Source organism: Streptomyces sp. F001, from assembly GCF_004187715.1.
Taxonomy (GTDB): Bacteria; Actinomycetota; Actinomycetes; order Streptomycetales; family Streptomycetaceae; genus Streptomyces; species Streptomyces flavusporus.
Genome location: NZ_QZWF01000003.1, coordinates 283,609 through 304,661, shown reverse-complemented (window position 1 = coordinate 304,661; position 21,053 = coordinate 283,609). Strand labels below are relative to the sequence as shown.

23 protein-coding genes, 1 tRNA gene and 2 pseudogenes are annotated in these 21,053 nt (G+C 71.1%); 11 read left to right on the top strand and 15 right to left on the bottom strand.

The window, feature by feature from the left end; genetic code table 11:
* Positions 1 to 301: 301 nt before the first annotated feature.
* From StrepF001_RS14595 to StrepF001_RS14565, 7 genes are all read right to left on the bottom strand, one after another.
* Positions 302 to 1,147: an RNA polymerase sigma factor SigF gene (locus StrepF001_RS14595; protein WP_206306856.1), complete on the bottom strand. Its 846-nt coding sequence runs from the start codon at positions 1,145 to 1,147 to the stop codon at positions 302 to 304.
* Positions 1,148 to 1,295: 148 nt separating this feature from the next.
* Complete coding sequence (locus tag StrepF001_RS14590) at positions 1,296 to 1,589, bottom strand: Dabb family protein (RefSeq protein WP_129798667.1); 294 nt, start codon at positions 1,587 to 1,589, stop codon at positions 1,296 to 1,298.
* The gene (locus tag StrepF001_RS14585) at positions 1,586 to 1,765 is read right to left on the bottom strand and encodes a hypothetical protein (protein WP_129798666.1); all 180 of its coding nucleotides are present in this window, start codon (positions 1,763 to 1,765) and stop codon (positions 1,586 to 1,588) included. The genes StrepF001_RS14590 and StrepF001_RS14585 overlap by 4 nt, the downstream gene beginning before the upstream one ends.
* Positions 1,766 to 1,932: 167 nt before the next feature.
* A tRNA-Ser gene (locus StrepF001_RS14580) sits at positions 1,933 to 2,017 on the bottom strand.
* A 67-nt stretch (positions 2,018 to 2,084) separates the two neighbouring features.
* A complete protein-coding gene (locus tag StrepF001_RS14575; protein ID WP_129798665.1) occupies positions 2,085 to 2,570 on the bottom strand; it encodes a nucleoside deaminase in 486 nt (161 codons plus the stop codon).
* A gap of 56 nt (positions 2,571 to 2,626) precedes the next feature.
* On the bottom strand, positions 2,627 to 3,166 hold the full coding sequence (locus tag StrepF001_RS14570) for a hypothetical protein (protein ID WP_129798664.1): 540 nt from the start codon (positions 3,164 to 3,166) through the stop codon (positions 2,627 to 2,629).
* A 303-nt stretch (positions 3,167 to 3,469) separates the two neighbouring features.
* Positions 3,470 to 3,700: a hypothetical protein gene (locus StrepF001_RS14565; RefSeq protein ID WP_224737178.1), complete on the bottom strand. Its 231-nt coding sequence runs from the start codon at positions 3,698 to 3,700 to the stop codon at positions 3,470 to 3,472.
* Between the two features lie 95 nt (positions 3,701 to 3,795).
* On the opposite strand from StrepF001_RS14565, the gene upp reads away from it, so the two are divergent.
* Positions 3,796 to 4,431 carry a uracil phosphoribosyltransferase gene (gene upp / locus StrepF001_RS14560; RefSeq protein WP_129798663.1) on the top strand — a complete coding sequence of 212 codons (636 nt, stop codon included), beginning with the start codon at positions 3,796 to 3,798 and terminating at the stop codon, positions 4,429 to 4,431.
* A 27-nt stretch (positions 4,432 to 4,458) separates the two neighbouring features.
* On the opposite strand, the gene StrepF001_RS14555 is transcribed toward upp, so the two are convergent.
* The 7 genes and pseudogenes from StrepF001_RS14555 to StrepF001_RS14530 form a co-directional block, all read right to left on the bottom strand.
* A complete protein-coding gene (locus StrepF001_RS14555; RefSeq protein WP_129799104.1) occupies positions 4,459 to 5,073 on the bottom strand; it encodes a LytR C-terminal domain-containing protein in 615 nt (204 codons plus the stop codon).
* A gap of 134 nt (positions 5,074 to 5,207) precedes the next feature.
* Complete coding sequence (locus tag StrepF001_RS14550; RefSeq protein WP_004943146.1) at positions 5,208 to 5,504, bottom strand: type II toxin-antitoxin system VapB family antitoxin; 297 nt, start codon at positions 5,502 to 5,504, stop codon at positions 5,208 to 5,210.
* A 171-nt stretch (positions 5,505 to 5,675) separates the two neighbouring features.
* Positions 5,676 to 5,810, bottom strand: a complete 135-nt coding sequence (locus tag StrepF001_RS49530) for a hypothetical protein (protein WP_263495087.1) — start codon at positions 5,808 to 5,810, stop codon at positions 5,676 to 5,678.
* Positions 5,811 to 5,880: 70 nt separating this feature from the next.
* Entirely contained in the window at positions 5,881 to 6,192 is a 312-nt protein-coding gene (locus StrepF001_RS14545; RefSeq protein WP_240797506.1) for a hypothetical protein, read from the bottom strand.
* Between the two features lie 102 nt (positions 6,193 to 6,294).
* Positions 6,295 to 6,972: an HdeD family acid-resistance protein gene (locus StrepF001_RS14540; protein ID WP_129798662.1), complete on the bottom strand. Its 678-nt coding sequence runs from the start codon at positions 6,970 to 6,972 to the stop codon at positions 6,295 to 6,297.
* Positions 6,973 to 7,105: 133 nt separating this feature from the next.
* Positions 7,106 to 7,215, bottom strand: a pseudogene (locus StrepF001_RS47900) (Fe-S cluster assembly protein HesB); the annotation flags it as partial.
* Between the two features lie 24 nt (positions 7,216 to 7,239).
* The gene (locus tag StrepF001_RS14530) at positions 7,240 to 7,950 is read right to left on the bottom strand and encodes a siderophore-interacting protein (protein WP_129798661.1); all 711 of its coding nucleotides are present in this window, start codon (positions 7,948 to 7,950) and stop codon (positions 7,240 to 7,242) included.
* 78 nt (positions 7,951 to 8,028) lie between these two features.
* On the opposite strand from StrepF001_RS14530, the gene StrepF001_RS14525 reads away from it, so the two are divergent.
* The 10 genes and pseudogenes from StrepF001_RS14525 to StrepF001_RS14480 all read left to right on the top strand — a co-directional run bounded on the left by StrepF001_RS14525 (position 8,029) and on the right by StrepF001_RS14480 (position 20,768).
* Positions 8,029 to 10,092 carry a penicillin acylase family protein gene (locus StrepF001_RS14525; RefSeq protein ID WP_129798660.1) on the top strand — a complete coding sequence of 688 codons (2,064 nt, stop codon included), beginning with the start codon at positions 8,029 to 8,031 and terminating at the stop codon, positions 10,090 to 10,092.
* Positions 10,085 to 10,693, top strand: coding sequence for a GNAT family N-acetyltransferase (locus StrepF001_RS14520; protein ID WP_129798659.1), 609 nt, complete (start codon positions 10,085 to 10,087; stop codon positions 10,691 to 10,693). The genes StrepF001_RS14525 and StrepF001_RS14520 overlap by 8 nt, the downstream gene beginning before the upstream one ends.
* Complete coding sequence (locus StrepF001_RS14515) at positions 10,690 to 11,163, top strand: cupin domain-containing protein (protein ID WP_129798658.1); 474 nt, start codon at positions 10,690 to 10,692, stop codon at positions 11,161 to 11,163. The genes StrepF001_RS14520 and StrepF001_RS14515 overlap by 4 nt, the downstream gene beginning before the upstream one ends.
* 149 nt (positions 11,164 to 11,312) lie before the next feature.
* A pseudogene (locus tag StrepF001_RS14510) lies at positions 11,313 to 13,128 on the top strand (copper resistance protein CopC).
* 227 nt (positions 13,129 to 13,355) lie between these two features.
* Positions 13,356 to 14,666: an ABC transporter substrate-binding protein gene (locus tag StrepF001_RS14505; RefSeq protein WP_129798657.1), complete on the top strand. Its 1,311-nt coding sequence runs from the start codon at positions 13,356 to 13,358 to the stop codon at positions 14,664 to 14,666.
* Entirely contained in the window at positions 14,663 to 15,646 is a 984-nt protein-coding gene (locus StrepF001_RS14500) for a sugar ABC transporter permease (protein WP_129798656.1), read from the top strand. The genes StrepF001_RS14505 and StrepF001_RS14500 overlap by 4 nt, the downstream gene beginning before the upstream one ends.
* Positions 15,643 to 16,530 carry a carbohydrate ABC transporter permease gene (locus StrepF001_RS14495; protein WP_129798655.1) on the top strand — a complete coding sequence of 296 codons (888 nt, stop codon included), beginning with the start codon at positions 15,643 to 15,645 and terminating at the stop codon, positions 16,528 to 16,530. Before StrepF001_RS14500 ends, StrepF001_RS14495 begins: the two co-directional genes overlap by 4 nt.
* Before the next feature lie 27 nt (positions 16,531 to 16,557).
* Positions 16,558 to 17,871 (top strand): glycoside hydrolase family 36 protein, encoded by a 1,314-nt coding sequence (locus StrepF001_RS14490; RefSeq protein WP_129798654.1) that lies wholly within the window; start codon positions 16,558 to 16,560, stop codon positions 17,869 to 17,871.
* Positions 17,868 to 19,889, top strand: coding sequence for a beta-galactosidase (locus StrepF001_RS14485; protein ID WP_129798653.1), 2,022 nt, complete (start codon positions 17,868 to 17,870; stop codon positions 19,887 to 19,889). The genes StrepF001_RS14490 and StrepF001_RS14485 overlap by 4 nt, the downstream gene beginning before the upstream one ends.
* An 84-nt stretch (positions 19,890 to 19,973) precedes the next feature.
* Positions 19,974 to 20,768, top strand: coding sequence for a DNA-formamidopyrimidine glycosylase family protein (locus tag StrepF001_RS14480; RefSeq protein ID WP_129798652.1), 795 nt, complete (start codon positions 19,974 to 19,976; stop codon positions 20,766 to 20,768).
* Here StrepF001_RS14480 and StrepF001_RS47895 read toward each other — a convergent pair.
* Positions 20,752 to 20,937: an Lrp/AsnC ligand binding domain-containing protein gene (locus StrepF001_RS47895; protein ID WP_240797505.1), complete on the bottom strand. Its 186-nt coding sequence runs from the start codon at positions 20,935 to 20,937 to the stop codon at positions 20,752 to 20,754. The genes StrepF001_RS14480 and StrepF001_RS47895 overlap by 17 nt on opposite strands.
* Between the last annotated feature and the right edge of the window lie 116 nt (positions 20,938 to 21,053).

The following is a 21,053-nucleotide window of genomic DNA, read 5'->3' as shown; positions in this document are numbered from 1 at the left end:
AAATTCGACGGCAACGGCCCTGGTGAGCGATTCGCCCGTGCTGGTGATGCCTCGACCTCTCATTCGGTTGTGCGCCGGTTCGATTCGCGGTGGCAGGGCGATCCGCCTGAGCGGGTTCGGCGCACTCAGGTGCGGTTCGGCGGCGCCCCAAAGGGGCGCGGGGCTGTATCGATATGCGGCTCCGCCGCGATGGGGGTCCCCCCCCCGCGCGAGCGAAGCCGAGCGTGGGGGAGGAGCCGAGAGTGGGGGAGCGACCAGCCACAACGCACCCGCAGATGGCTACCGCACCCCCGGCGGAGCGCTACGCCTCGATCCGGTTCGCCGAACGCAGCCGCTGAAAGCTCCGCGCAAGCAGCCGCGACACATGCATCTGCGAGACCCCGAGTTCCGCACTGATCTGCGACTGGGTGAGGTTGCTGTAATAGCGCAGCAGCAGAATCCGCTGCTCGCGTTCCGGGAGCTGGACGAGCAGATGCCGGACCAGGTCGCGGTGCTCGACCCCGTCGAGGGCGGGGTCCTCGTAGCCGAGCCGGTCGAGGAGGCCGGGCAGGCCGTCGCCCTCCTGGGCCGCCTCCAGCGAGGTCGCGTGGTAGGACCGTCCGGCCTCGATGCAGGACAGCACCTCGTCCTCGGTGATGCGCAGCCGCTCGGCGATCTCGGCGGTCGTCGGGGTGCGCCCGAAGGCGGTGGTCAGATCCTCGGTCGCGCTGTTGACCTGCACCCACAGCTCGTGCAGTCGGCGCGGTACGTGGACCGTGCGGACGTTGTCGCGGAAGTACCGCTTGATCTCCCCGACGACGGTCGGCATCGCGAAGGTCGGGAACTGTACGCCCCGGTCCGGGTCGAAACGGTCGATGGCGTTGATGAGCCCGATGGTGCCGACCTGGACGACGTCCTCCATGGGTTCGTTGCGGGAGCGGAAACGGGCGGCCGCGTAGCGTACGAGCGGAAGGTTGGCCTCGATCAGCGCCCCCCGCACCCGGGTGTGTTCCGGCGTGCCCGGCTCCAGCTTCTTGAGCTCGGCGAACAGGACCTGGGTGAGTGCCCGTGTGTCGGCGCCCCGGCTGCGCTGCGGCGCGGCCTCCTCCTCGGGGGGTGCTTGAGGCGCAGTACTGGCCGACACGGTCAACTCCACCTCATGGTCCATCAACACATCCGTCAAAAGCGGTCATAGCATCACAAGACATGTGCACCGTGTGCAAGCACCGCATAACGCCGTGTTGAAGGCAAGTTGGGGCGTAAGACGCATGAAAGCCCCCCGCCGTTCCGGCGGAGGGCTCGGGAGTCCGTGGGCCTCAGATCTCGTAGTCGGCGATCACCCAAGTGGCGAACTCCCGCCAGGGGGCGACGCCCGCCTGGTGCGCCGGATGCTCCAGATAGCGCTTGAGGGCGTCCTGGTCGTCGACGGCCGAGTTGATCGCGAAGTCGTACGCGACGGGCCGGTCGCTGACGTTCCAGCCGAGCTCCCAGAAGCGCAGCTCCTCGATCTGGTCGCCGAGGGCCCGAAAGGCCTCGACGCCCTGCACGACGCGCGGGTCGTCACGCTCGACACCCTCGTTGAGCTTGAACAGGACCAGGTGGCGGATCATGACTCTCCTCCGTTGGCGACCCAGGTCATGAAGTCACCGATGGCCTTGGCGGCGTCCGATATGCCCTCGAACCCTATCTGGACGTAGTCGGCGGCCTTGGACGGGTCCGTGATGATCACGTAGAGCGCGAAGACCACAAGCACATAGACGGCGATCTTCTTCGAATTCACCGCCACTGCGGCCTCCCCTGTGCCTGCTGCGCCTGATGGGACCCCTGTTGCCGGCGGTGAGTGTAACTTCACGTCGTATTTGACGACCAACGCCTCGCCGGGCGGGATCCGTTGTCCCGGCATGTCCCGGCATGCACGAAGGGCCCCGTCTGACGACGGGGCCCTTTCTCGAGCGGTAGCGGAGGGATTTGAACCCTCGGTGACTTGCGCCACACTCGCTTTCGAGGCGAGCTCCTTCGGCCGCTCGGACACGCTACCGAGGGAGACCTTACAGCAAGGTGGGGCATGGTCCGAAATCGGTATTCGCGCCTGCCACGGTGGCCGGTCAGCGGTCGCGGAAGAAGTCGGTGAGCAGCCGGGCGCACTCCTCGGCGAGCACGCCCTCGATCACCTCGGGGCGGTGGTTGAGCCGCCGGTCGCGTATGACGTCCCAGAGGGAGCCGGCCGCGCCCGCCTTGTCGTCGCGGGCGCCGTAGACGACGCGGTCCACGCGGGACTGGACGATCGCGCCCGCGCACATCGTGCAGGGTTCGAGGGTGACGACGAGGGTGCAGCCGGCCAGCCGCCACTCGCCCGCCCGTCTCCCACCGCCATCCTTGCCGGAGGCGCTTCGCGCCGCTGATTCTCTCAGCTTCGCCGCCGCGCGGCGGATGGCGAGGACCTCGGCGTGCGCGGTCGGGTCGCCGGTGGCCTCGCGTTCGTTGTGCCCGGTGGCCAGCACGGTCGTACCGTCGCCGGACAGCACGACCGCGCCGACGGGGACGTCGCCGCCGCGGACGGCCCGTTCGGCCTCGTCCAGGGCGTGCCGCATCGCGGCCCGCCAGCGGTCGCGTACCGGGTCGGGGGACCGTGCGGTGCCGGGCGGGGTCAGCGGACGGTCTCCAGGACGTCCGAGGCGCCCAGGGACTCGGCGATCGAGGTGAGGGCGTCCTCCGAGAGCGACAGCAGCTCCTTCTCGCTGACGCCCAGGTCGTCGAGGACGGCGGTGTCGCCGACCGGGCCGTGCGGCACGGCCTCGGCGGAGCCGCCGTCGCCGGCGTCCGCGTCGGCGTCGTCGTCGGCGGGTTCACCGTCCTCGGTGCCGTCGAGGTCCAGGGAGTCCAGGTCGGCGCTGTCGTCGCCGGGCTCCCTGCCGAGCAGCTCGTCGGTGAGCAGGATCTCGCCGTAGCTGCTGCGGGCAGCCGCGGCGGCGTCCGAGACGTAGATCCGAGGGTCGTCCTCGCCATCGATGCGGACGACGCCGAACCAGGCGTCCTCCTGCTCGATCAGGACGAGCACCGTGTCGTCGTCGGGAGAGGCTTCCCGGGCCAGGTCGGCCAGATCCGACAGGGTCTCCACATCGTCGAGCTCTGTGTCGCTCGCTTCCCACCCGTCTTCGGTGCGCGCGAGCAGTGCGGCGAAGTACACCGTGACTCTCCCACTGGTCAGAGGCGTGCCGGTTGGGGGTCCCCCCGGCGGAGGCTGCGGGCGGGGAGAGCTCGGGCTCCGAGTCCCACCCACTCGGAATCGTGGCAGAAACAAGGCGCTCAGGGGACGTCTTCGGCTCCCTGTGTCCGGCAGTTTTGATCGCACGTACGCGAACGACTCACCAGCGCACTCGTTGCCGCCACCTGCGGATCGTACGCGGCTTTCGAGGCCGGCCCCGCACGTCCACTCCCACAACGACCGTTTGGGGCGCAGATCTTCCCGCCGCCGGCCCGGGCGGTGGATCTACCAGCGGAACGTTCGCATGCGCATGGCGTGGCGCAGCCGGGCCGTCTTGGCGCGCCGGGGCTGGACGCGGTCACGAAGTTCTCGCGCTTCGGCGAGTTCGCGCAGGAACCGGGCCCGGCGCCGCCTCCGCTCGGCGTCGGTCTCCTGCGGCGTCGCGGCTGTGCGCCGTCCGGCGGAATCCCGGTCCCCCGGAGTGTCGCCCTCGGGCAGGTCAGGCAGGTCAGGCATAGGCAACCACCCCTATCCGTCACTCCCACCTTCCCCCGGACGGGGGGTTTGACGCCAGGGCGTGGCGGCCACGAAGCGCGGCTACTGTGGGGGGCATGCGTCTCCACGTCGTCGACCACCCCCTGGTCGCCCACAAGCTCACCACGCTGCGCGACCAGCGCACCGACTCCGCGACCTTCCGCCGTCTCGCCGACGAGCTGGTCACCCTGCTCGCCTACGAGGCCACGCGCGACGTGCGCACCGAGCAGGTCGACATCACGACCCCGGTCGCCTCCACCACCGGCGTGAAGCTCTCCCACCCGCGCCCGCTGGTGGTGCCGATCCTGCGGGCCGGCCTCGGCATGCTGGACGGCATGGTCCGGCTGCTGCCGACCGCCGAGGTGGGCTTCCTGGGCATGATCCGCAACGAGGAGACGCTGCAGGCGTCCACGTATGCCACCCGCATGCCGGAGGACCTCTCCGGGCGGCAGGTGTACGTCCTGGACCCGATGCTCGCCACCGGCGGCACGCTGGTCGCGGCGATCCAGGAGCTGATCAAGCGCGGCGCCGACGATGTGACCGCGGTGGTGCTGCTGGCCGCCCCGGAGGGCGTCGAGCTCATGGAGCGCGAACTGGCGGGCACCCCGGTGACGGTGGTGACGGCATCGGTCGACGAGCGCCTCAACGAGAACGGCTACATCGTGCCGGGCCTGGGCGACGCCGGGGACCGGATGTACGGGGCGGCCGAATAGGGCCCTGCTGAAGCCTCGTGCGAGGCTTCAGCAGCTCTTCTTCGACGCGGTGGGCGTCGGCTCCGGCTCGGCCAGTGCGGCCAGCGCCGCGGCGGCGTCCGCCTGCTTCGTCAGCCCCTTGAAGCCGTTGCCGAGGATCAGGTCGACGGCCGGACCCTTGCGTTTGGCGTCGGTGCGGCGTTCGGCGGTGGTGAGCTGGGTGGCGAGGACGGGCAGCGAGGTGTTCAGGGACGCGGTGGGGCCGAGGAGTATGCCGGTGCCGCGGACCTTCTTGTCGAACTCCTTCGGCGCGTTGCCCACGTCGCCGATCCTGAAGCCACGTTTCTTCAGTTCGTCGGCGGTCTGCTTGGCGAGGCCGCTGCGGGTCGTGGCGTTGAGCACGTTGACGGTGATCGCGCGGGGCTCGGGCAGGTCCCTGGCCGCGCTGGGCGAGGGGCTCGCCTTGGTCGCGCAGTCCGCCTTGGAGCCGGCGGCCGAGGCCTTGTCGCCGCCGGTGAAGACGTCGACGAGCTGGAGGGTTCCCCAGCCGAGGACGCCGAGCACGGCGACGGAGGCGGTGACGAGGAGTACGAGCCTGCCGCGCCGCCGGGGCGGGCGCATCCGCGGGTACTTGTCCCCCGTGATGCGGTACTGGCCGCCCATGCCGGGGGGAGTCAGCATGCTCATGGGCGCAGCGTAGTGCGCCCGGGCGGCAATGCCTACTAGATGATCATTCGACGCCGCTCAGGAGAACCCGAAAGGGCCAAGCCGTTGCCGACGGGTGCCTCGGGCGGGCCTCAGTCCAGCTCGAGCACGCGGGCGTGCAGCACCTGGCGTTGCTGGAGGGCCGCCCGCACCGCGCGGTGGAGGCCGTCCTCCAGATACAGGTCTCCCTGCCACTTCACGACGTGCGCGAAGAGGTCGCCGTAGAACGTCGAGTCCTCGGCCAGCAGGGTCTCGAGGTCGAGCTGCTGCTTGGTCGTCACGAGCTGATCGAGGCGGACCGGGCGCGGCGCGACGTCCGCCCACTGCCGGGTGCTTTCCCGGCCGTGGTCGGGGTACGGCCGGCCGTTTCCGATGCGCTTGAAGATCACACGGAAAGCCTACCGGTCAAGCCTCCCTGGCCGCAGCTTCCCGGCTCGGGCCGTGCTGGTCAAGTGCGCGCACATCATGGTCAATATCGGTCAAAGGGGGTGGGTGTGGATGAGGTCGCTCGCAGAAAGCGGTGAGCCGGACGCCCCGTGCGGGGGCGTCCGGGCTTCACGTCAACCGCGCCGCCGCTCCCCGACGTGGCCGGGCTGTTGCTGCGGCTTGGCTTCCTTCGCTTCCGGTTTCGGGGCACTGCGGGCGGCCTCCGCGCGCACCAGGGCGCGCAGCACCGCGTAGGGATCTGAGGGCATGGCTGCTTCTTCCTTGCGTCCGTCTGTCTTCCTTGCGTCGTACTGACCGGCCTGGGGGAGGACGGGTGCATCAGCAGCGCAGGACCACGGAACGCAGGGCGCTTGGGGTGTACGGCGGCCAGGACGGGGCCGGGCAGGGGCGGGCCGGCATCCCGTGGAGCGCCGGGGCCGGTGCGCGGACCGGCCGCTGCGGCAGTGCGGGCTGGTGCACGGCCCGCCCCGGCGGCCGTACGGCGGTGTCCAGCAGGTCGCCCTCGGTCACCTCGCCCACCACGGTCACGGCGGGCACGGCGACCGCGTCGGTGTGCGCCGCCGGCACGAGCAGGGCGAGCAACAGCACGACCACCCGAGCCCAGCGACCCGGAGACGGGACGGCATTCACGGCTGCTCACCTCCCCGGCGGGCGGACGAGGCCCTTGGGGCCTGCGCTGTTCGCTCGCTCGGCGTACCGGGCTCGGGTATGACGGGCATGAGGTTCTCCCGGTCACAGCTCGCGGGGGACGTGGCGGGTGAGGGCGCGGATGCGCAGCGCCGTGAGGAGTTCGACGATGCCCACCGCGACCAGCCAGCAGCCGCCGACGATCGTGAGGACGGCGACCGACTCGAACGGGGAGACGATCAGAACGACGCCGGCGAGGACGGTGACGATGCCGAGGAGGATCTGCCAGCCGCGGGCGGGCACCGCCGGGTCGGACGCGGCGGCCAGGGTCTGGGTGATCCCGCGGAACAGCCAGCCGATGCCGATCCACAGCGCGAGCAGCAGGATCGACTGCATGGCGCCGCGGAAGCAGAACAGGCCGAGCAGGATCGACAGGGCGCCGCTGATGAAGGCCAGCACACGCAGCGAGGTCGTCTTGTGGGTGCCGAAGGCGGAGGCGAGCTGGAGGACGCCGCTGACGAGGAGGTAGAGGCCGAAGAGGATGCCGGCGGCCAGCAGCGTGGCGTCCGGCCAGAACAGGACCAGGATGCCCAGGGCCAGCGAGGCGATCCCGGTGACCAGCACGACCTGCCAGGCGGCGCGGGAGATCAGGTGCAGCGGTCCCTCGAAGGGCGGTTCGGGTCCGTCGTACGGCGGGCGCGGCGCGTGCGGGTCACGGGTGGCGTGCACGCGCCGGTCGTCGTACTCGGGACCCCAGGGGGAGCCGCTCGGTGGCTCGGTCATGCTCCATGCTGGGAACGCCGACGAGTGGCCCGCATCCCGGAGCGGGCCACTCGGCTGACAGCTGCTTCTTCGCGGCCTTGGCCGCTGCCGACGCCCTGCCGGACGCCGCTCACATCACCGGCGTAGTGCTCGACTCCATCGGAATCTGCTGGTCCGGCAGCATCCCGGCCGGTGCGGCGAGCGGGGAGCGCCCGAGCAGTTCATCGGCCTCGGGGCCTGGGCGAGGTGAAGGGGGACGTCCATGAGCCGATGGTCCCGCGTCCGGTGTCAGGCCGCGCGCCAGTACCCCAGCGCGTGCACACGGTCCTTCGGCACGGACAGGTCCTTGCGGACGTACGCCGCCAGCGTGCGGGTCGTCGCGGTGTCGCAGGCGATCCAGACGTACGGGTGCGGGGTGGCCGCCAGGAGTTCGGGCAGCGTCGTCTTCACGTCGTCGACCAGGTGTCCGCGGGGGAGCGTGCGCAGCTCGTGGCGGTCGTTGTCTCCCCGGTACGGCAGTCCGGCCGGCTCGCCCTCGAACCAGACCGTCGCCGGCGCCGAACCCATTTCGTCGAGGAGGGAGTTGAGCGCGGGCAGCGAGGCCGGGTCGCCGATCGCGAAGACGTGCGAGGGCTCGGGCTGGGGCCGCTGGAAACCCGTCCCCTGCACCGTCGCCTCGATCGTGTCCCCTGGTTTCGCCGCCCGCGCCCAGTCACTGGCGCACCCCTCGTGGAGTGCGAACTCGAGGCTGAAGGTGCCGGCCGCCGGATCCGGGTCGACCAGCGTGTACGCCCGCTGGTGCGGCTTTCCCGCGTTGTCGAACCACAGCCGGACCCACATCGTCGGGTGGACGCCGGTCGCCGCGAGCATCCCGCCGTCGGTGAGGTGGAGCCGCCGGTACTCGGCGGTGACGTCCTCGGCGCCCGTCACGGTGAACACGAAGTCCTTCGCCCGCAGCAGCCTGAGGACCGTGCCCTCCCAACCCCGCCCCTGCCCCATCGCGCCTTCACCCTTCGCGTACGATTCCGCCACGACTCACTTAGGTGAGCCTAACCTAAAGCACAGGAGGGCGACAGGGTGACCACCGAGATCCACCGCGATGCCTGGGGCATCCCGCATCTGCGCGCTTCCGGCGCCCGCGAACTCGCCCGCGCCCAGGGCCGGGTCACCGCCCTCGACCGCGCCTGGCAACTGGAGGTCGAACGCCACCGCGCCCAGGGCACCTCGGCGTCCTTCCTCGGTCCGGACGCCGTGGCCTGGGACGTCTTCGCGAGACGGGCGCGACTGGACGACACGGCGAGACGTTGCTTCGACGCGCTGGACCCCGGCACGTCCGACTGGGTCCGCGCCTACGTCGACGGCGTCAACGAGGGCCTCTCCGAAGGCGCCCGCCGTACGCCCGAGTTCGCCGCGACCGGACTGGCCCCCGGCCACTGGGAGCCCTGGACCCCGCTCGGTGTCTGGCTCGCCACGCACATCCTGTTCGCGGGCTTCCCGGCGAAGCTCTGGCGCGAGCAGGTCGTACGGCACCTGGGACCGCAGGCGGTGGGGCTGTTCGCCACCGACGGTCCCGGCACCTCCGGCAGCAACGGCTGGCTGGTCGCCGGCAAACGCACCGTCACCGGGCAGGCCGTCATCGCGGGCGACCCGCACCGGTTCATCGAGGACCCCGGTGTGTACCAGCAGATCCGCCTGTGCTGCCCGGAGTTCGACGTCGTCGGCCTCGCCGTCCCCGGTGTCCCCGGCATCGCCCACTTCGGCCACACCGGCACGGTCGCCTGGGCCATCACCAACGCCATGGCCGACTACCAGGACCTCTACCGGGAGCGGCTGCGGCGCACCGGCGCCGGTGTCGAGGCGCTCGGCCCGGACGGGCGCTGGCAACGGGCCGTGCGGCACACGGAGTTCGTCGAGGTCGGCGGTGCGGAGCGGGTGCCGGTCGAGGTGATCGAGACCGAACGGGGACCGGTCGTCGCCGGTGGACCCGAGGGGCTCGACGACGGCACCCCCCTCGCCCTCAGCCTCCGCTACCCGCCCCGCGTCACCGGCGACCTCGGCTTCGCCGCCCTGCTGCCGCTGCTGCGGGCCCGCACGGTCGCCGACGTCGACCGTGCCTTCGACGTATGGGCCGAGCCGGTCAACGTCGTCCAGGCCGCCGACACCGAGGGCGGGACCCTGCACCGGGTCGCGGGGCGGGTACCGGTGCGTGCCGAGGCCAACCGCATCCGGCTGGTCCCCGCCTGGGAGCCCGGCCACGAGTGGCGCGGCTGGCACGAGATGCCCCGGGCGGGCCTGACCGACGGCATCGCGGTGATGGCCAACCAGCGCGGCCCCGCCACCCCCCTCGGCGTCGAGTTCGCCGCGCCGCACCGCGCCGGCCGGATCGCCGCGCTGCTGGGCGAGAAGGACCAGTGGTCGGCAGCCGACATGCCCGCGATCCACACCGACACCCACCTCGCCTCCGCCGGGCCCCTCCTCGCCCACCTCGAGGCCCTCGACGACCTGTCCCCCGACGCCGCCGCCCTGCGCGAGAGCCTCCTGCGCTGGGACCGTCGGATGGACGCGGCCAGCCCCGAGGCCGCCGCCTACGCGGCGCTGCGCGGCGCGGTGGTCCGCCGGCTCGCCGCCCACCCGGCGTTCACCCCGCTGACCGAGCCGCCCGCCTACCCGGAGGTCCTGCTTCCGTGGCTCGCGCCCGTCCCGCGCATCGGCTTCGCCCTGGAACATCTGCTGAGCGCGGAGGAGTTGTACGGCATCGACCGCGCGGCGATCGTCCGGGACGCGGTCCTGGAGGTCGCCGGGCAGCCGCAGCGCACCTGGGGCGACACCCACCGTCTCGCTCCGTGGCGGGCCCTGGCCGGCCCGTCGGACGACGAGCCCGGCCTGTCCGGCGACCACGACTGTGTGCTGTGCACCTCCGCCGTCCCCGGCCTCACCGACCGCGCCGCACGCGGCCCGGCCGCCCGTTACGTGTGGGACCTGGCCCGCCGCGAGGACAGCCTGTGGGTGGTGCCCTTCGGCGCGTCCGGCGTCCCCGGCTCGCCCCACCATCGCGACCAACTCCCCTTGTGGCTCAAGGGAGATCTCGTGCCGGTCGTCACCGACTGGGCCCGTCTGACGAAGGAGACCGACGATGTCTGACCCGTACGCCGCCCGCACCGCCGTCCACGAACAGGCGGTCGACGGATTCGGCACCGTCCGCATCCTGCCCCTGGACGCGAAGGGCGACGCCGAGGTGATCCACGGCTGGGTCAGCGAGGAACGGGCCGCCTTCTGGGGCATGAACGGCCTCACGCGGGACCAGGTCGCCGACATCTACGCGCACATGGACACCCTCGACACCCACCACGCCCACCTGGTCGTGCGGGACGGCGCACCGGTCGCGCTGCTCCAGACGTACGAGCCCGGCGCGGACCGGGTCGGCGAGTGCTACGAGGTCCGCCCCGGCGACATCGGCATCCACCTGCTGCTCGCGCCCACCGGACCGGGCGGCGCACGCCCCGGCTGGACGGCGCTGCTGGTGTCCGCCATCACCTCGTACGTGCTGCTCACCCTGGACCGGCAGCGGATCGTGGTCGACCCCGACGTGCGCAACGACAGGGCGATCGCCCGTTTCGTGCGGCAGGGCTTCGAAGCGGGGCCGAGGGTCGTGCTGCCGGAGATCGACCTGCCCGATGTGTACCTGCCGGAGAAGCAGGCTCAACTCGCCTTCCTCGACCGGGCGGTAGCCTTCCCGGCGTGACCCCAGAAGACCTCGTCGCGCACTACGCCATGGAGCCGATCCCCCGCGAGGGCGGCCTCTTCCGAGAGACCTGGGCGGGGCCCCGGCGGCCCGACGGGCGCCCGGAAGGCACCGCCATCGTCGCCCTGCTCAAGCGGGACGACTACTCCGCCCTGCACCGCCTGCCCACCGACGAGGTCTGGCACTTCTACCTCGGCGACCCGCTGGAGCTCCTGCTGCTCGCCCCCGACGGCACCTCCCGCACCGCCGTGCTCGGACCGGACGTACTCGCCGGCCAGCACCCCCAGTTCACCGTGCCGGCCGGCACCTGGATGGGCGGGCGGGTCGTCGAGGGCGGCGCCTGGACGTTCTTCGGCTGCACGATGGCACCCGGATTCACCTTCGAGGGATACGAACACGGGGACGCCGCCGACCTCACCGCCCGTTACCCGGACCGGGCCGACCGGATCGTGGACCTCTGCCGCCCGTGAAGCGTGTGCGTGAGCACACCGGCGCCCGTGTCCGTACGTATCGCGGAGACACATCCGACGACGGAGAAGCGATGGGGCTGCGCGATGGCGGACAACGGGACGACGGCGACCACGGAGCGCACGGACACCCCCGGCGACCTCACCGGCTGGTGCTGCTGGGCGCCGTGCTGGTCCTGCTCCTCCTCGGCGGGGCCGGCCCCGCGTCGGCCCACGCCGGACTCGGCAGCACCGACCCCCGCGACGGCACCGTCCTGGACGCCGCCCCCCGGCACATCACCCTGACCTTCACCGAGTCCGTCGGCCTGCTCGACGACTCGGTCCGGGTCATCGCCCCCGACAACCGCCCGCTGCGCACCAGCGGGGCCGCACACGTGGACGGCAGCTCCGACACGGTCCGGCTGCGGCTGCCCGCCGGCCTGGAGGACGGCACGTACACCGTGGCCTGGCGCGTGGTCTCCGCGGACAGCCACCCCGTCTCCGGCGCGTTCATCTTCTCCGTCGGCGAACCCTCCGCGACCACCGTCGCCGTCACCGCCCCGGCCGAGGACCCGGCCGCGACCTCGCTGTACAACATCGCCCGCTACTGCGCGTACGGCGGGCTGGCCCTGCTCATCGGCGTCCTCGTGTTCACGGCCGCGGTCCTCGGCGGCCCCTCGAAGGCCCTGCGCCGGCTGATCCCCGCGGCCTGTCTCACCCTGCTGGTGTCCACCACCGCCCTGCTCCTCCTGCGCGGCCCCTACGAGCGCGGCACCGGTCTCGCCGACGCCCTCGACCCGGCCGTCCTGCGCGCCACGCTCACCAGCAGGCCGGGACTGGCGCTGCTGGCCCGGCTGGCACTGCTGGCGGGGGCGTTCCTCCTCATACGACGGTCCTGGCGCCGTCCGCACGCCGTGCTCGGCGTCCCCCTCGCCCTCGGCCTCGCCCTCACCTGGGCCGCCGCCGAGCACGCCTCCGCCGGTATCCAGGTGCCCGTGGCGATCACCTCCTCGGTGCTGCACCTGCTCGCCATGGCCGTCTGGCTGGGCGGTCTGACCGCCCTGCTCACCGTGCTGTACCGCGCCCCGCAGGACCTCACCGCCCCCGCCGTCACCCGCTTCTCCCGGCTGGCCTTCGCCTGCGTGGCCGTCCTGACCCTCACCGGCGTCTACCAGTCCTGGCGCGGCGTCGGCTCCTTCGACGCCCTCACCGGCACGACGTACGGCCGCCTCCTGCTCGTCAAGCTGGCCGCGGTGACCCTGCTGCTCGCGGCCGCGGCCGTCTCCCGCCGCTGGACGTCCCACTGGGCGGCACAGCCGGTGCGGACCGCTGCCGCGGAGAGGGTGCCGGAGCTGGTAGGGGGCCGGGCGGTGGGCGTGAGTGGTCCGACGGACGGCGCGAGCGGACCGGCGGTGGCCGTGAGCGAACCGGTGGACGGCGCGAGCGGACCGGCGGAGGGCGCACCCACCCCGACCCCACCCCACCCCCGACGGCGACCCGCACCGCCGCGCCCTGCGGCGCTCCGTCCTCGTCGAGTTCGTGACCGGAGTGCTCGTCCTGGTGATTACCACGCTCCTCACGGTCACCCTGCCGGGCCGGGTCGCGAGCGAGAGTGCCGCCGCTCAGGCGGCCCCGGCAGGCGGGGCCGCCGCCGCGTCCAGCACGGTGGTCCCCTTCGACGTCGGCACGCCGAACGGGCGGGGCAAGGTGCAAATCGAGCTCTCCCCCGGCCGCGTGGGCCGGAACCAGGTGCAGGCCGTGGTCTACGGCTCCGACGACGGTTTCGCCACCGTTCCCGAGTTGCGCATCACGTTCACCCTGCGCGCGCAGGACGTCGGCCCGATCGACGCCCGGCTGGAGGACCGCGGCGGCTACTGGGTGACGGACGCGCTCCGGCTCCCGCTGGCGGGCACCTGGACGATGCGGATCACCGTCCGGACCACGGAGATCGACCAGGTCACGGTGGAGAAGGACGTCCGCGTCGGCTAGGACAGGCCTGGGGCCCTGACCGGTTGTGTTGGTTTCTGTGACAGCCTGTTTGTGGTCACCGTGGTGCCCGAGTGTGACGATTACGTTTCAACAAAGAGTGACGTCCACCCTTGACGTATGACCGGACATGCGGCTGTTATTACGCCACCCTCGTGTTCGGTCAGGTTGTTTTCTGATTGGTTTCGACCAATTTTCGGACCGGACCCTGTGCCCCCTCAGGAGCCGCTATGCACACAACTCCCTCCGGTCTCACGCTCCCTGGCCCGAGCCGCCGCACCCTGCTGCGCGGCGTCGGTGGCGCCGCCGTTCTCGGCGCCGGCATACCCCTGCTCAGCGCCTGCGGCGGCAGCGGCACGGCAGCCGACCCGAAGACGGTCACCCTGGGCTCCAAGGCATCCGACCCGGTGCCGAAGAAGGCGTTCGCCGACATCTACGCGGCCTACAAGAAGAAGTCCGGCATCACGGTCGACGTGAACACCAAGGACTCGAACACCTTCCAGGAGCAGATCAACTCCTACCTCCAGGGCACGCCGGACGACGTGTTCACCTGGTTCGCCGGGTACCGGATGCAGTTCTTCGCGGCCAAGGGCCTCGCCACCCCGATCGACGACGTGTGGCAGAAGATCAGCGGCAACTTCCCCGCGGCGATGCAGAAGCTCAGCAAGGGCGAGGACGGCAAGTACTACTTCGTGCCGCTCTACACGTACCCCTGGGCCGTCTTCTACCGGAAGAGCGTCTTCGCGGAGAAGGGCTACGAAGTCCCCACCACCTGGGACGACTTCATCGCCCTGTGCAAGCAGATGCAGAAGGACGACCTGGTCCCGATCGCCTTCGGCGACAAGGACGCCTGGCCCGCGCTCGGCACCTTCGACCAGATCAACTTCCGTAAGAACGGCTACGACTTCCACGTCGACCTGATGGCCGGCAAGGCCTCCTGGACCGACGCCAAGGTGCGCGCCGCCTTCGACCTGTGGGCCGAGATCCTCCCCTACCACCAGGAGGGTGCCGTCGGCCGCACCTGGCAGGACGCGGCCCAGACGCTGGTGTCGAAGAAGGCCGGCATGTACCTCCTGGGCTCCTTCGTGGCCCAGCAGTTCACCAACCCGGACGACCTCGAGGACCTCGACTTCTTCGCCTTCCCCGAGATCGACCCGGCCTACGGCCAGGACACCGTCGAGGCGCCGACCGACGGCTTCATGATGAGCAAGAACCCGAAGAACAAGGCCGAGGCGGTCAAGCTCCTGGAGTACCTGGGCACCCCGGAGGCCGAGGACATCTACCTCAAGTCCGACCCGAGCTCGGTCCACGCCTCCAGCAAGGCCGACACCTCGTCGTACAGCGCCCTGCAGAAGAAGGCGTACGACATGATCAGCGGCGCCAAGAGCCTCACCCAGTTCATGGACCGCGACAGCCGGCCGGACTTCACCTCCACGGTGATGCAGCCCGCGCTGCAGAAGTTCATCCGCGATCCCAAGGGCGTCGACAGCCTGCTGTCCTCGATCGAGCGCCAGAAGAAGACGATCTTCGCGTCCTCATGAGCACCGACATCACCAAGGAGATCCCGGAGGCGGCCGCCGTGCCGCCTCCGGGCGCCGCCCCCGCCCGGCAGAAGAAGGTGCCCCAGGGGCACCGCCGCCTGCTCACCCGCCGCGACCGGCTCACGCTCGGTCTGATGGCGACCCTGCCGACGATCCTGCACATCGCCCTGGTGTGGGTGACCGCGCTCGCCTCGATCGCCCTCGCGTTCACCACCTGGGACGGCATCGGCTTCGACTCGATCCAGTGGGTCGGGCTGCAGAACTTCAAGGAACTGTTCGAGCAGAACCCGCAGTTCTGGCCCGCCGTGCAGCACAACGTCATCTGGTTCGTCGTGCTGATCGTGATCCCGACGCCGCTCGGCCTCTTCCTGGCCGTGCAGCTGGACAAGAAGATCAAGTTCAGCCGCTTCTACCAGACGGCGTTCTTCCTGCCGGTCGTGCTGTCCATGGCCGTCATCGGTTTCGTCTGGCAGCTCGTCTACAACCCCGACACCGGCCTGATCAACAGCATCATCGGGGCCAACGAGCCCGGCAAGTACATCGACTGGATCGGCGACCCGGACCTCAACCTGTGGGCGATCCTCGTCGCCGCGTCCTGGCGGCACGCCGGCTACATGATGATCCTCTACCTGGCCGGCCTGAAGGGCGTCGACCCGTCCCTGCGCGAGGCCTCCGCGATCGACGGGGCCAGTGAGTGGCAGACGTTCAAGAACGTCGTCTTCCCGACCCTGCGTCCCACCAACACCATCGTCCTGGTCGTCACCATCATCGAGGCGCTGCGCTGCTTCGACCTCGTCTACGTCTTCAACGGCGGCGCCGAGGGCACCGAGCTGCTGTCGATCCTCGTGACCAACAACATCGTCGGTGAGTCGAGCCGTATCGGATACGGATCCGCGATTGCGGTCGTGCTGCTGCTGATCTCCCTCGTCGTGATCATTCCTTACCTGGTGAGCACCTTCCGGAAGGAGCGGCGAGCATGAGCACCGCGACTGTTGCCGTGAAGAAACGCACGCCGGTCCGCCCCGCCCGGGTCCTGCTGCACGTCGTCCTCGGCAGCATGGCGCTGGCCTGGCTGGCGCCGCTGCTGTGGGCGATCTACGCGGCCCTGCGCCCGTACGCCGAGACCAGCGAGAAGGGCTATGTGTCCCTCCCGGACACGCTGAACTTCGACAACTTCACCAACGCGTTCACGCAGTCGGACATGACGCACTACTTCGGGAACACGCTGCTGATCGCCGTCCCGGCGGTGCTGCTGACGCTGTTCCTGTCGTCGATGGTCGCCTTCTACGTCAGCCGCTTCGACTTCCGGATCAACCTGTTCCTGCTGCTGCTCTTCACGGCCGGCAACCTGCTGCCGCAGCAGGTCATCATCACCCCGCTGTACCGCATGTACCTGCTCATCGACCTGCCCGGCATCACGATGAGCGGCAAGCTGTACGACTCCGCCCTCGGCCTCGTCCTCATCCACGTGGCGTTCCAGTCCGGGTTCTGCGCCTTCGTGCTGAGCAACTACATGAAGATGCTGCCGCACGAGCTGACCGAGGCCGCGCTGGTCGACGGCGCCTCGGTGTGGCGGCTGTACTGGCAGATCACCCTGCCGCTGTGCCGTCCGGCGATGGCCGCCCTGGCGACGTTGCTGTCCATCTGGATCTACAACGACTTCTTCTGGGCCCTCGTCCTGATCTCCACCGGCGAGAACATGCCGATCACCTCGGCGCTGAACAACCTCTCCGGCCAGTACTTCACCGACCCCAACCTGGTCGCCGCCGGCGCCCTGCTCACCGCGATCCCGACGCTGATCGTCTACTTCCTGCTCCAGCGGCAGTTCGTCAGCGGCCTCACGCTCGGCGCCAACAAGGGCTGACGCCCGCCTTTTCGAAAGAGAACCACCGTGCCCCACCCCTTCACGCCGCTCGCCTCCGTGCCCGTGGACGTCCGTACCGCCCGCGTCCACGAGGAGGGCTGGCAGTCCTGGAGCCCCAGCGGCGCCTACGCCCTCGGCGACAAGCCGTACCGCCCGACCAACGACAACTGGGCGACGGTCTGCTACCGCCCCGGCCACACCGTCCCGGACGACACCTTCCAGGGCGAGGGCCTGCTCGCCCTCGACCCCGGGGACGGCTCCCCGGTCCGCCTGTGGGCGGCGGCCGACCCCACCCGCGAGGTGCCGTCGATCCGGCTGGTCGTGAGGGACGGCACCGCGGAGGTGAGCGCGAACGGCCCGGTGAAGGAGTGGACGGGCGCGGACATCCAGTCGACGCTGGCGGACTGGGCCTCGGGTCTCGGCCTCGAAGCCCCGCGCACCGCACCCACCGTCTGGTGCTCCTGGTACGAGTACTTCACCGCCGTCACCGAGGACGACATCCACGAGAACCTCCGTGCGATGGACATCCTCGACCTGCCCATCGACGTCGTCCAGATCGACGACGGCTACCAGAAGGCCCTCGGCGACTGGCTCACCCTGTCCGGCCGCTTCCGATCCCGTGCCGGGATCGCGGACGCCATCCGCGCCCGGGGCCGCCGGGCGGGCATCTGGACGGCGCCGTTCCTGGTCGACCCGGCGAGCGAACTGGCCGCCGAGCACCCCGACTGGCTCGTCCGGTCGTCCGACGGCGCCCCGCTGCACGCGGGCCGCAACTGGGGCCACGACCTGTACGTCCTCGACACCACCCACCCGGACGCGGCGGCGTACCTGACGGAGGTCTTCACGACCCTGCGCTCCGAGGGCTACGACTACTTCAAGGTCGACTTCCTCTACGCGGGCGCCCTGGAGGGCGTACGGCACACGTCGGTGGACGCGCTCACCGCGTACCGCTCCGGGATCGAGCTGATCCGCGCGGCGATCGGCCCGGACGCGTACCTGCTGGGCTGCGGCGCGCCGATGCTGGCGTCGATCGGCCTGTTCGACGCGATGCGGGTCAGCCCGGACACCGCACCCCACCGCCGCCCCGAGGCCGACGACTACAGCCAGCCCGGCCAGGACCCCGCCGAGTTCACCGGCGTCGGACGCCAGTGGCAGCACGGCCGCCTCTGGATCAACGACCCCGACTGCCTGATGGCCCGCCCGGCCGTGGAGACCCGCGAACGCTGGGCCGCCCACGTCGAGGCGACCGGCGGCCTGATGGCCTCCAGCGACCGCCTGCTGTCGCTGGACGAGTGGGGCGTGGCCACCACCCGCCGTCTGCTGGGCGGAGGTGCCCGATGAAGCGTGTGCCGAACGTCCCCGGTATCGCCTACGGCGGCGACTACAACCCCGAGCAGTGGCCCGAGGAGGTCTGGGCCGAGGACATGCGCCTGATGCGCGAGGCCGGGGTCACCATGGTCAGCGTCGGCATCTTCTCCTGGGCGCTGCTGGAGCCGGCCGAGGGGGAGTTCGACTTCTCCCGCATGGACAGGATCCTCGCCCTGCTCCACGAGAACGGCATCGCCGCCGACCTGGCCACCCCGACGGCCGCGCCGCCGGCCTGGTTCTTCCGCGCCCACCCCGAGGCGCTCCCGGTGGACAGGGACGGCCGCGGACTGTCGTACGGCAGCCGCCAGACGTTCTGCCCGAGCAGCCCGGCGTACCGCAGGGCTGCCCTGCGGATCACCCGCGCCCTCGCCGACCGCTACGCCGACCACCCGGCGGTGGCGATGTGGCACGTCCACAACGAGTACGGCTGCCACAACGCGGAGTGCTACTGCGACACGAGCGCGGCGGCGTTCAGGGGCTGGCTGCGCAACCGCTACGAGGACCTGGCTGCCCTGAACCACGCCTGGGGTACCACCTTCTGGAGCCAGTGGTACTACGACTGGGACGAGATCCTGCCGCCCCGCGCCACCGGAGCCGTCCCCAACCCGACGCACCAGCTGGACTGGCGCCGCTTCTGCTCCGACGAGCTGCTGTCGCTGTACGCCGCCGAACGCGACGTACTTCGCGAGGCGGCCCCGTCGATCCCCGCCACCACCAACTTCATGGTGATGCAGAACTTCGACGCGCTGGACTACTGGCGCTGGGCGCCCGAGCTGGACGTCGTCTCCAACGACCACTACCTGATGTCCACCGACCCCGAGTCGGAGATCGACATCGCGCTCAGCGGCGATCTGATGCGCTCGCTGGCGGGCGGCCCGTGGCTGCTGATGGAGCACTCGACGGGCGCGGTCAACTGGCAGCCCGTCAACCGCGCCAAGCGCCCCGGCGAACTGCGCCGCAACGCGCTGGCCCATGTCGCCCGCGGCGCGGACGGCATCGCGTACTTCCAGTGGCGGGCGGCGAAAGCGGGCGCCGAGCAGTGGCACTCAGCGATGCTGCCGCACACCGGCACCGACAGCCGGATCTGGCAGGACGTCGTCCAGCTGGGCGCGGATCTGCAGGCGCTGTCGGAGGTCCGCGGCAGCACCGGCACTGCCGAGGTGGCCGTCGTCTGGGACTGGAACGCCCGCTGGGCCCTGGAACTGCCCTCCCAGCCGAACGGCGAACTCCGCTTCCAGGACCTGGTGCGGGACTGGTACGAGCCACTGTGGCGCGCGGGCATCGCCGTCGACTTCGTCCGCCCGGACGCGGACCTGTCGTCGTACCGCCTGGTCCTGGCCCCGAACCTGTACCTGGTCGACGACACGGGCGCCGACAACCTCACCGCCTTCGCCCGCCGCGGCGGCACCCTCGCGGTCGGCTTCCACAGCGGCGCGGTCGACGAGAACTGCCACGTACGGCTGGGCGGCTACCCCGGCGCGTTCCGCGAGGCGCTCGGCGTCCGCAGCGACGAACTCTTCCCGCTCCTCCCGGAAGAGACGGTCGGCCTGACCGGCGAGGTGCCGCCGGGCGCGAGCGGGACCCTGTGGTCGGAGCGGGTGCGCACCGAAGGCGCCCAGGTCGTGGCCTCGTACACGGACGGCCCCCTGACCGGCCGCCCGGCGGTGACCCGCCACACCTTCGGCGAGGGCACGACGTGGTACCTGGCCACCCGTCCCGACCCGGCGACCCTCGGTTCGCTGCTCGGCCGCATCCGCTCGGAAGCGGGCGTGGCGCCGGTCCGCACGACACCGGACGGGATCGAGGCGGTGCTGCGCCGCGGCCCGGACGCCGACTACCTCTTCCTGATCGACCACACGGGCCGGGGCGCGGAGGTCTCCGTGTCGGCAGCGGCGACGGAACTGCTCACCGGCAAGCCGGCCGAGGACGGTTCGGTCACGGTCCCTGCGGGGGGCGTGGCGGTGGTACGGGAGCCGCGGGAGCAGCCCTGACACCGGGAACGCATTGCCCAGAGGGAGCCACCATGGAGGTGAGCGTGCTCACCGTGCCCGGCCGACCGCTGGGGGGCTCCCTCCATGCCCGAACTGCCAGACGTCGAGGCATTCCGGAAAGTGTTCGAGTCCTGCGCGCTGCGCAGGGTCGTCCGACGCGTCGACGTGCGTGACGCCGGCGTGCTGCACGGGGTGAGCGCGCGGGGGCTGCGCGACGCGCTCGAGGGCCGGCGGTTCACCGGCCTCGAGCGCCACGGCAAGTGGCTCCTCGCCCGTACCGGCGGCGGCCACACCCTCATGCTGCACTTCGGCATGACCGGTCGACTGGTCTGCGGCCGTCCCGACGACGCCGCCGAACCCCACGACCGTGTCCTGTTCACCCTGGGCCGGGACCGTCAGCTCCGCTACCGCGACCAGCGCAAGCTCCAGGGCCTCTGGCTGGCCGACGACGCGGATGTCGCACGGTTGCTGGCCCGTCAGGGCCCCGACGCGATGGCGGTGGACCGCAAGGAGTTCGAGGCCGCGCTGTCCTCCCGCCGCGGCGCCCTCAAGACCGCTCTCACCGACCAGTCCGTCCTGGCCGGACTCGGCAATCTGCTCGCCGACGAGATCCTCTGGCGGGCGCGACTGCGCCCCACCGGCCGGGCGAGCGAGCTCACCGAGGCCGACCGTCGGCGCCTGTACACACAGATGCGCCGCACCCTGCACTCCTCGGTCACGGCCGGCTGCGTACCACCGCGTGACTCCTGGCTCACCGGCCACCGCGACGACCCCGACCCGCACTGCCCACGCTGCGGCATCCCCCTGCGCCGGTCCCGCCTGGCAGGCCGGACCACGATGTGGTGCCCGCGGTGCCAGCCACTCAGGCGTCAGCCTTGATCTTCTTCATGGTGAGGTGGGACTCGAGGCGATGTACCGCGGCCAGGCCCATGAGCTTCTCGGTGACGAAGGCCTCGTAGGCGGCGTGGTCGGCGACGGCGACGCGGACGAAATAGTCGGGGCGTCCGTACATGCGACGGAGTTCGATGACCTTTTCATAGGAGGCCACGGTGTCCTCGAACTCCTCGACGGTTCTGCGGTCCTGGGCGTAGATCTCGACGTCGACGAGGACTTCCAGCCCGCGTCCAGGGCCTCGGGATCGATGACGGCCCGGTAGCCGGCGAT

Bases quoted from the DNA above. Each gene is read 5' to 3' on its own strand.
- StrepF001_RS14595 (WP_206306856.1), bottom strand. From the start codon at position 1,147: ATGGACCATGAGGTGGAGTTGACCGTGTCGGCCAGTACTGCGCCTCAA.
- StrepF001_RS14590 (WP_129798667.1), bottom strand. From the start codon at position 1,589: ATGATCCGCCACCTGGTCCTGTTCAAGCTCAACGAGGGTGTCGAGCGT.
- StrepF001_RS14575 (WP_129798665.1), bottom strand. From the start codon at position 2,570: ATGCGGCACGCCCTGGACGAGGCCGAACGGGCCGTCCGCGGCGGCGAC.
- StrepF001_RS14565 (WP_224737178.1), bottom strand. From the start codon at position 3,700: ATGCCTGACCTGCCTGACCTGCCCGAGGGCGACACTCCGGGGGACCGG.
- upp (WP_129798663.1), top strand. From the start codon at position 3,796: ATGCGTCTCCACGTCGTCGACCACCCCCTGGTCGCCCACAAGCTCACC.
- StrepF001_RS14555 (WP_129799104.1), bottom strand. From the start codon at position 5,073: ATGGGCGGCCAGTACCGCATCACGGGGGACAAGTACCCGCGGATGCGC.
- StrepF001_RS49530 (WP_263495087.1), bottom strand. From the start codon at position 5,810: ATGCCCTCAGATCCCTACGCGGTGCTGCGCGCCCTGGTGCGCGCGGAG.
- StrepF001_RS14540 (WP_129798662.1), bottom strand. From the start codon at position 6,972: ATGACCGAGCCACCGAGCGGCTCCCCCTGGGGTCCCGAGTACGACGAC.
- StrepF001_RS14530 (WP_129798661.1), bottom strand. From the start codon at position 7,950: ATGGGGCAGGGGCGGGGTTGGGAGGGCACGGTCCTCAGGCTGCTGCGG.
- StrepF001_RS14520 (WP_129798659.1), top strand. From the start codon at position 10,085: ATGTCTGACCCGTACGCCGCCCGCACCGCCGTCCACGAACAGGCGGTC.
- StrepF001_RS14505 (WP_129798657.1), top strand. From the start codon at position 13,356: ATGCACACAACTCCCTCCGGTCTCACGCTCCCTGGCCCGAGCCGCCGC.
- StrepF001_RS14500 (WP_129798656.1), top strand. From the start codon at position 14,663: ATGAGCACCGACATCACCAAGGAGATCCCGGAGGCGGCCGCCGTGCCG.
- StrepF001_RS14495 (WP_129798655.1), top strand. From the start codon at position 15,643: ATGAGCACCGCGACTGTTGCCGTGAAGAAACGCACGCCGGTCCGCCCC.
- StrepF001_RS14485 (WP_129798653.1), top strand. From the start codon at position 17,868: ATGAAGCGTGTGCCGAACGTCCCCGGTATCGCCTACGGCGGCGACTAC.
- StrepF001_RS14480 (WP_129798652.1), top strand. From the start codon at position 19,974: ATGCCCGAACTGCCAGACGTCGAGGCATTCCGGAAAGTGTTCGAGTCC.